General features: G+C 26.3%; 8 protein-coding genes. 4 read left to right on the forward strand and 4 right to left on the reverse strand.

Translation table 11 applies throughout. The annotated features are described in order from the left end of the window. Positions 1 to 102: 102 nt before the first annotated feature. Complete coding sequence (locus MBCUT_RS09225; RefSeq protein WP_067260392.1) at positions 103 to 867, reverse strand: mechanosensitive ion channel family protein; 765 nt, start codon at positions 865 to 867, stop codon at positions 103 to 105. A gap of 84 nt (positions 868 to 951) precedes the next feature. Next, positions 952 to 1,845 (reverse strand): ribonuclease Z, encoded by an 894-nt coding sequence (rnz, locus tag MBCUT_RS09230; RefSeq protein ID WP_067260393.1) that lies wholly within the window; start codon positions 1,843 to 1,845, stop codon positions 952 to 954. A 492-nt stretch (positions 1,846 to 2,337) separates the two neighbouring features. Here rnz and nadC point away from each other — a divergent pair, with 492 nt between their 5' ends. Both nadC and MBCUT_RS09240 read left to right on the forward strand, forming a co-directional pair. Next, on the forward strand, positions 2,338 to 3,177 hold the full coding sequence (nadC, locus tag MBCUT_RS09235) for a carboxylating nicotinate-nucleotide diphosphorylase (RefSeq protein WP_067260394.1): 840 nt from the start codon (positions 2,338 to 2,340) through the stop codon (positions 3,175 to 3,177). Between the two features lie 380 nt (positions 3,178 to 3,557). Beyond that, complete coding sequence (locus MBCUT_RS09240; RefSeq protein WP_394327061.1) at positions 3,558 to 4,055, forward strand: hypothetical protein; 498 nt, start codon at positions 3,558 to 3,560, stop codon at positions 4,053 to 4,055. A gap of 229 nt (positions 4,056 to 4,284) precedes the next feature. Here MBCUT_RS09240 and MBCUT_RS09245 read toward each other — a convergent pair whose 3' ends face one another. Beyond that, on the reverse strand, positions 4,285 to 4,854 hold the full coding sequence (locus MBCUT_RS09245) for a ZPR1 zinc finger domain-containing protein (protein ID WP_067260399.1): 570 nt from the start codon (positions 4,852 to 4,854) through the stop codon (positions 4,285 to 4,287). Positions 4,855 to 5,048: 194 nt separating this feature from the next. Further along, entirely contained in the window at positions 5,049 to 6,002 is a 954-nt protein-coding gene (locus MBCUT_RS09250; RefSeq protein ID WP_067260395.1) for a 3H domain-containing protein, read from the reverse strand. 584 nt (positions 6,003 to 6,586) lie between these two features. Between MBCUT_RS09250 and MBCUT_RS09255 the strand changes: the two genes are divergently transcribed. Together MBCUT_RS09255 and MBCUT_RS09260 are read left to right on the forward strand one after the other, a co-directional pair. Then, complete coding sequence (locus MBCUT_RS09255; protein WP_067260396.1) at positions 6,587 to 7,642, forward strand: DUF1611 domain-containing protein; 1,056 nt, start codon at positions 6,587 to 6,589, stop codon at positions 7,640 to 7,642. Continuing rightward, positions 7,639 to 8,025 carry a cell division protein SepF gene (locus MBCUT_RS09260; RefSeq protein ID WP_067260397.1) on the forward strand — a complete coding sequence of 129 codons (387 nt, stop codon included), beginning with the start codon at positions 7,639 to 7,641 and terminating at the stop codon, positions 8,023 to 8,025. The genes MBCUT_RS09255 and MBCUT_RS09260 overlap by 4 nt, the downstream gene beginning before the upstream one ends. The last annotated feature ends 303 nt before the right edge of the window (positions 8,026 to 8,328 follow it).

An 8,328-nucleotide genomic window follows, 5' to 3' on the forward strand; every position in this document is an offset into this window, starting at 1 on the left:
ATTTAATCAATTTTTTTTAATGGAATTTGATATTCTATGATTTTTTAGATTATTTTAAGCATATTGTTTTATCTGATTATTTTTATTTCATTATTATTTTCTTTATTTAAAGTTTTTATTATTTTCATCTATTAATTTTCTAACTTCATCTGCAAGAAGTAATCTATAATCTTCTACTTTGGAATAATCATTAGCCCATGCAATTATTTTTAGTTTAATGTTATCACCATTCATTTCTTTTACAAAAACTTTTGGAGTATTACTATTTAAAACCCAGTCTAATTTTGAGATAGCTTTTCTAAATTCTATTTTAAACTGATCCAAATTCATATTATAAGGAACTGAAATTTCTAAATCAATTCTTTGCTCTTCTAAATAAGTGTAATTCACATAAGGGTTTGCAGAAAGAACTGAATTAGGTATAGTTACAATAGCGTTATCTGGAGTAACCAATGTTGTTGTTCTAAATCCAAGTTTTTTAACTTTTCCTTTAACTCCATTTACCTCAATAACTTCCCCAACCTTCACAGTTTTATCTGAAAGTATAAAAATTCCAGATAGGAAATTGGAAATAATATCTTTCCCCGCAAATCCAATAGTTATACCTATAATCCCAAAACTCAAAATTAGGGCAGTTATATCAATACCTAAAATCTTTAAAATTATTATAAAAGCTATTATATAAATTATATAATTAATAAAATCTCTAAATAGATAACTCAAGGTTTTTTCAATATCAAACTTTTTACTAAGTTTAATAACTAAATATGAGAAAATTTGAAGTAGTATAAAAGAAATGATTAAAACAATAGCTATTTCTATGACCATGCCTACTACGGGATATTGGGGAAATGGATTTAAATTCATTTTTACCTCTTAAATTAATTTCAATGTTCAAAATCTACTTATAACATATAGAAACTTATAATATTAATTTTTTGCAGTATTTAATCATATTTCTAATGTCATGAAGTCATAAGCTATTTCTGTGTTTTCAAAAATTTCCATCGCTTCTTTTTTTAGCTCATCTACATTAGTATACCGAGTACTTATATGTGTGAGTATTAATTTTCCAACCTTAGCTTTTTTAGCTATCATAGCTCCTTGTTGTGAAGTTGAATGAGAACTTTCCAAAGCCTTTGATTCATCTTCTAATTTATAAGTTGATTCATGTATTAAAATATTAGCATCTTTAGCTAACTTTATCATATTTTCACAAGGTTTGGTATCTCCAGAATAAACTATTTTTGCCCCTATTCTCTTTTCCCCTAAAACTTGTTCTGGTTTAATTATTTTATCTCCGATTTTAACTTCACATCCATTGTGAAGCTTTCCAAAATCAGGACCTACTTTAACACCTAATTCAATAGCTTTTTCTTTTAAGAATTTAGGCTTTTTTTTTTCATAAATAGAATAGGAAAGATTTTCAATATTATGTTCTGTTTTTATACATTCTATCACATATTCTTTTTCATCAACAATGATTCCTCCATCAACTTCATGAAAAATCACTGGAAATTCAATTACACAATATCCTAAATTAAATATGGAGTTTTTCAACGACTCAATACCTTTTGGACCGAAAATATGAAGAGGTTCTTCCCTACCTCTAAATCCCATAGACTGTATAAGTCCAGGTAATCCTAAAATATGATCTCCATGTAAATGACTAATAAATATTTGATTGATTTTCATAGGACTTATTTTAACACTAGCCATTTGTCTTTGAGTTCCTTCTCCACAATCAAATAATATTATTTCTCCAAAAGCTTTTAAAGCTATTGATGGATGATTTCTATATTTGGAAGGGACAGCTGATGATGTTCCTAGAAAAGTAAGTTCCATTTAATCGCACTCGTTTATTCTTTTATTCAATCACTTTATTATTCAATCATTTTATTAACTTTATTAATTACTTATATCTGATTAATTTATTTCCATATATTATTCTTATTATTTATATTTTTATTATTTTATAAATTAATATATATTTGTAAGTTCAATATTAATCTATATTAAGAAATGTAAGAATAAATAATTAAATTAATGATTCATTGAAGCCAATAAAATTCATAAGTTTATAATTTATTAATAAATCTAAAAATTATTCTTAATTAACTCATTATTTAATAAATTATAAAATAGATCTAAAAATTATTCTTAATTAACTCATTATTTAATAAATTATAAGAATTAGTGATATTAATTAAATTATTATTCAATAAATTAAACCATTAATATAATCGATACAATAATAAGTTATTAAGTATTTTTATTACTTGAATCTAAATTATGAATATATGGCATTTTTAATGAAAGTTATTTGTAGGTGATTTAATGGACTCAATAATCGAATATATAATTGAAGAAGATCTCGGATTTGGAGACATAACAACCGAGCTATTAGTTCCAGAAAACATGATTGTGACTGCTAAAATACTAGCTAAAGAACAAGGAATCGTAGCAGGAGTCAAAGTAGTTAAGAAGGTCTTTGAAGATATGATGTTATCTGTAAAAGTTTTTAAAGAAGATGAATCTAAAATAGCTAAAGGAGACACAATACTTGAAGTCAGAGGATCAGCTAGAAATATCTTAACCTTGGAACGAACAAGTTTAAATATTCTCATGCGGATGAGTGGAATAGCTACAACAACGTACAATATTCAAAATCAAGTTAAAACTATAAATGAGAATATTAGGGTAGCTGGAACCCGTAAAACTACTCCTGGATTTTCAAAGTTTGATAAGTTAGCTATTTCTATTGGTAGTGGCGATCCTCATCGATTTGCTCTTGATGATATGATATTGATTAAGGACAATCACATAGCTATTGTAGGTTCAGTGAAGAAAGCTCTAGAAATAGCTAAAAAGAAGGCTAGCTTCACTAAAAAAATTGAGATAGAGGTTGAAAATAGTAAAGATGCTGCAATAGCTGCTAAAAACGGTGCAGATATTGTAATGCTTGATAATATGGATCCAAACCAAGTTAAAGAAACACTAGCTATTTTATCTGACTTTGGACTGAGAGAAAATGTCTTAATTGAGGTTTCTGGAGGTATAACTCAAGAAAATATATTAGAATATGCAAAATCAGGAGTGGACATAATTTCTTTAGGTTTTTTAACCCATTCTATAAAAAGTTTAGACATTAACCTAAATATAATAATTGATAGTTGAAAGTTTATCTTTAAAATCTATTTTTAATAATGCCTTTAATGAAAAATTCTATTTTCAGAACTATCAATATAATCAATTTTTCCAATGATTATTTTAATAGTTTTCTTTAAAACTATTAAAAAAATTTACCATCTTTCTCATAATTTACATAGGTTTATATACTTCGTCTTACAAATAGTTTGTATACCTAGCACAGGTTAGTTAAGCTATCTATGAAATTTCACATGAATTTTCTTATCTGTGATTTCAAATAGATTCCTAAAGATGACCTAAGATGAAAATTCAGTATTGAATTTATTAATATTTTGATAATATTTTAGTTAGAATGGAGGAATTTTATGATTTATGAAATTCAGAATATGGAATATTATTATGAAGAATTGGATTCAGAAGAAATTGATGAAATGGAAGAAACAGCTATTGATGAAGAAGATGAAAATTCTGATGAAACAAATGATTCTGATGAAACTGATGACGATGATCCTGATACTATAGGTGACGATGAGGTAATTGGTGAAGAAGATGAAAGCTTACCTTTTGCTAAAGCAGAAGTTGTTCGTTTAATGAAACAAAATCTTGATAGTGACAAGATGATCAGGGAAAGAGTTAAAGTTGAAATGAATCGTTTCCTCGGCGATGTTCTTAAAAGCGTTTGTAAACAACTAAATGAATATCCTTATACAACAATCGAATATGAAATGCTTAAAGAATCAACTTATCCTTATACTAACATTGAAAGGATAAATCAAGAAAAAGAAAGAATTTTATTGCATTTAGAAGCTATTAAGGCAGATTGTAATGCTTTAGCTATGGATGTTAAGAAAACACTAAGACAAAAAGATGTAATAGAAGAAGATGAAGATTTTCAAGAAATTTAATTTATTTTTATTTTTAAATTTATTTTCTTTTTAAATTTATTTTTATTTTTAAATTTATTTTCTTTTTAAATTTAATTTATTTTTAAATTTATTTTCTTTTTAAACTTATTTTTTTTTATTTTTAAATTTATTTTCTTTTTAAACTTATTTTTTTTTATTTTTAAATTTATTTTCTTTTTAAATTTATTTTCTTTTTACTTCTTTCTTTCAGAGTAAAATTTTAGAAATATTAGTCTTCAGGATTAATATCTTCAATTATTGCAAAGCCGGTTTTCAAATTTTTTAATTCTTCTTTTGTCAATTCTTCTTTTTTAACATTTATATCCATTAAATTACTTTGACCAAAGGGATCTTCAATTATTAATGTAGCTTCAAGCATTCCAGCTATTAATTTATCTAATTTTTCAAGAATAGCTAATCCATTTTTTTGAGACTCATCATCATCAAAAATAGTTAAAGCACGATTAACCCCTTCTTCAAAACGAGTGATAACTCCTTCTACATTAGAGACATATCCTAATGATTTTGGTCCAGGTTCAACCTTAAGGCCAAGTTCAGGAATAGAAACAGTAGCAGATTGAGATTTTATAACTCTGGAGGATAATGTATCTTTATTAATAGCTAATGTAAGTTTTATAGGGTCTTTTTGCTCTAACGATATAATGTCATTGTGTTTATATCCACATGCGTTGCAAATAAGTGAAGATTCCATAACTTCTCCAAAATAAGGGATATTTTCAGTTTTTGTGGTGGATTCAGCTGTTCCTTTTCCATTACAAACGGGGCAGTCAATTATCATTTTTGTCAAAGTATCATCTCATTTAATTCTTTATTGAGAATTAATTGATATATCTATTTATTTATTCGTAAGATTAATATATCTTCTTTATTTATTCATAAATTTGTCATTTTCTACTTATTTTTGGTATTGGTGTGTTTTGTTTGTTTTTAGTGTTGGTGTGTTTTGTTTATTAGTAATACTTTTGAGATTGTTTAGTCATGGTCATGGCTCACATAGCCTTTAATTTCCAGTTCTTCTATGATTTTTTTAAGAGTTTCTTTGTTTTGAGCACAAATTTTAGTACCACGAACATTTTTTGAAAGCTTATAAAGATATTCAAAATCTTTCTTGATTTTAGGATTGTCTTCTAAGGATTTAAGGAATTTTTTAGCTTGATTCATATCTGTTGCATTAACTCTTCTTTTTAATGGTTCTCTAAATCCTGGAAGCATATATGAAACATCTTCTATAATGCCTCCATTTTTATTTACAATAATATCAACAACATCTGCAAGTTCTTCTACTGTATTTTGCAGATAAACAGTTTCACATTGCTCTGTTATACTTCTAAGCATTTGTTGAACTGTATTATCTACTTCATCAGTAGCAATAACCCTTACTCCATTTTCTTCAGCTGTCTTCACTAGAAAGTTATGAATTGTTCTATTTTCTTTGAAATATTCTAGTTGTTTTCCACCACGCCTTATTTGCATAGCTCTTATAACAAATCTATCCTTATGACTTTCTTCATCAGCAGATAATACAAAAAAGTATATTGAAGCTACATTTTTGAATTTTTCTGTATTAATTAATCCTGGAACTAAGTGTACTCCTTCTATGATTATATCATCGAAATCTGCTGTAGATCTATTAATTACCTTTTCAATAGCAGGAATGACAAATGTTGAATGTTCTACAAACCCTGCATTTATGAGATCTTCTTTACTATCAAAATTTTCCTGATTTTTAAGTACAGTATAAGCATCAAAGGATGATTTATGCAAAACAGGAGCATAATCCTTACCTATAATTCCCCTAATTACTTCTCGAATGAAATCTGTTTCTAGCAAGTGTTTTATTCCTAATTTTTTAGCTAATTCTGCAGCTACTGTAGACTTACCGATTCCAGAAGCACTACCAATCAGTATTACATAAGGCTTCTTCAAATTATTCTCTCCTTTTTTAATCATTATTTTTATCTAATTATTTAATATATATTTTATTTTCTAATATTATATATTTAATGTTATTGAATTCAAAATTCAATATTTTTAAAATCATAGACGATTTTTAAATTTTTAGTTATCTTTTATAATGATATTAATTATTTAATTGAAATAAATCGTATATAACTAATAAAACAGGTATTTAACTATTTTTTATACTTTTTGGAAGGAATACGTAAATTTTATCGAATTAGGAACAACCTCTAAATTTTCAAATTTTTTAATAAAAATACTAATTTATATATAAATAAATTTCATTTAGCTATTATTCTACAAATATATTTAATAATAATAAAATATTATAAATAATATTATAAATATAATAACTTATAATTTATAATAAGTTAATTTATTATAAATCAATTCATTAAATTTCAATTTATAAAATTTTCAAATATTAAGATTATTATTAATATATTTTGATTACAGCATTTAGAATTATGATATTTCTTTAGTAATAATTAGAATTGATATAAAATTACTTAATAATAATTAGATATTTATTAATAGTTAGGAGTGATTTGTTGTATTCTATATCTTCAGTTGAAGAACTTCAAAGTCTTAATCCATTCGTAGTCATTGGCTGTGGTGGGGGAGGGGAGAAATTCTCTAATTTGGAAAGAATTGAAACTGTAGGATTCATTGATGATGACACTGAAAAACATGGCAAGTCTTTTTGTGGTTCTAATGTTTCATCAACCTTACAAGAGGCAATTAAAGACAGTGATGCAAAAAGTGTAGCAATAATGTTACCGATTGGTGCAGAAGGTACAGCTCTTAAATATGCAGTCCAAGCTATTGATAGTGGAAAAAATGTAGTTTCGTCTTTTAGATCACTACCTATTAATGAGAATATTTCTTTATTAAAACTTGCTAAAGAAAAAGGAGTTTTAATAAAGGAAATTAGTCCGCGATTGGATCTTATAAGTGAAATTTTCGGTGTTGGTCCTGAAAAATGCTCTGAAACACTACCTAAACTTTTTTATAAACCTAAAGCCCCTGTTGTTTTTGTAGGAGGGACTTCACAAGAATGTGGAAAGAGGACAACTACTCGATTATTAGGTAAAGAAGCTAATAGGAGAGGAATGGCAGCTGTGGTCATTTCAACAGATGAAATGGGACTAGAGCAGCCTTCTGATATTAACTTTAGGGCAGGGAGTTTATCAGCTATGGATGTTCCATCTGCAATATTGGGCTCAATGAAATATCTTGAAGAAAAGAAAAATCCAGATATAATATTTGTAGAAGGTCAATCAAGTCTGACAGAAAAAGGAAATCCTCATCCAAGAGGATTATCTGCAGCTATTTTAATAGGGGCTGCTCCAGATGCTACTATAGTTTGTCATAGACCAAATCACCCATATCGTAATCCTAGGGGTATTAAAGAAGAAATAACTGCTATTCAATCTCTTGAACCAACTGAAGTGGTAGGACTATCTCTTAATTTAAGAAATGACTCTGATATAAAATGTGAAAATATAGAAAGAGAATTCAATTTACCAACTGCTAATGTTTATGATGATGGAGCTTCAAAATTATTAGATTCTATTTTAGATTATTTAGAGGAGAAGAATAAATGAGTTTTATTGATACATTGAAAAGAAGTTTAGGTTTTGATGAGGAAAGACAAGAATCAGTTACACCAGATTATGCTAACGACATTTTAGATAATGATTTCTATATTTCCCCAGAACAGCCCTTTTATGAGATTATTTTAATAAGGCCAAAATCAATGGATGATATGGGATATGTGTTTGATCAGATAGTTGAAGAAAATAACCCAGTTATTGTTGATTTGGGGTATCTTGAAAATGAAGGTCATGATTCGTATCAAATGGCCGGAGAAAAGATAAAAATCCTTAGGGAAGAACACAAAGCAGAAGCTATTTTACTTTCTAAATGCAATGATAAGAATATGATTATTATAACTCCTTCAAGAGTAAAAATAATTAAAAAAGAATGATTAGTTTTAATTATTTAAGATAAAATAATCATTTTACTTATTTAAAATTATGATATTAATATCTTTATTAAATCTTATTTTGATAATTTTCTTATCTTTACAATTTTATAATTATTTTATACATTCATTTTATTATATCCTGTTTAATAATTATTTTACTCTAAAAATAAATCATTTTTGAGAGTGTCCCATAATTCGCTTTTTTAGAAATTTTCATGAAATTAATTTTCATATAAATCATTTAAATATTAAATAACTGACAAAATATCCATTAATACCTATAACAAAGTAATTATTTTATTT

The organism is Methanobrevibacter cuticularis, assembly GCF_001639285.1.
Classification (GTDB): domain Archaea; phylum Methanobacteriota; class Methanobacteria; order Methanobacteriales; family Methanobacteriaceae; genus Methanobaculum; species Methanobaculum cuticulare.

What these genes read in the sequence shown, in the direction of transcription:
- MBCUT_RS09225 (WP_067260392.1), bottom strand. Translation starts at nt 867, where the DNA reads ATGAATTTAAATCCATTTCCCCAATATCCCGTAGTAGGCATGGTCATA.
- rnz (WP_067260393.1), bottom strand. Translation starts at nt 1,845, where the DNA reads ATGGAACTTACTTTTCTAGGAACATCATCAGCTGTCCCTTCCAAATAT.
- nadC (WP_067260394.1), top strand. Translation starts at nt 2,338, where the DNA reads ATGGACTCAATAATCGAATATATAATTGAAGAAGATCTCGGATTTGGA.
- MBCUT_RS09245 (WP_067260399.1), bottom strand. Translation starts at nt 4,854, where the DNA reads ATGATAATTGACTGCCCCGTTTGTAATGGAAAAGGAACAGCTGAATCC.
- MBCUT_RS09260 (WP_067260397.1), top strand. Translation starts at nt 7,639, where the DNA reads ATGAGTTTTATTGATACATTGAAAAGAAGTTTAGGTTTTGATGAGGAA.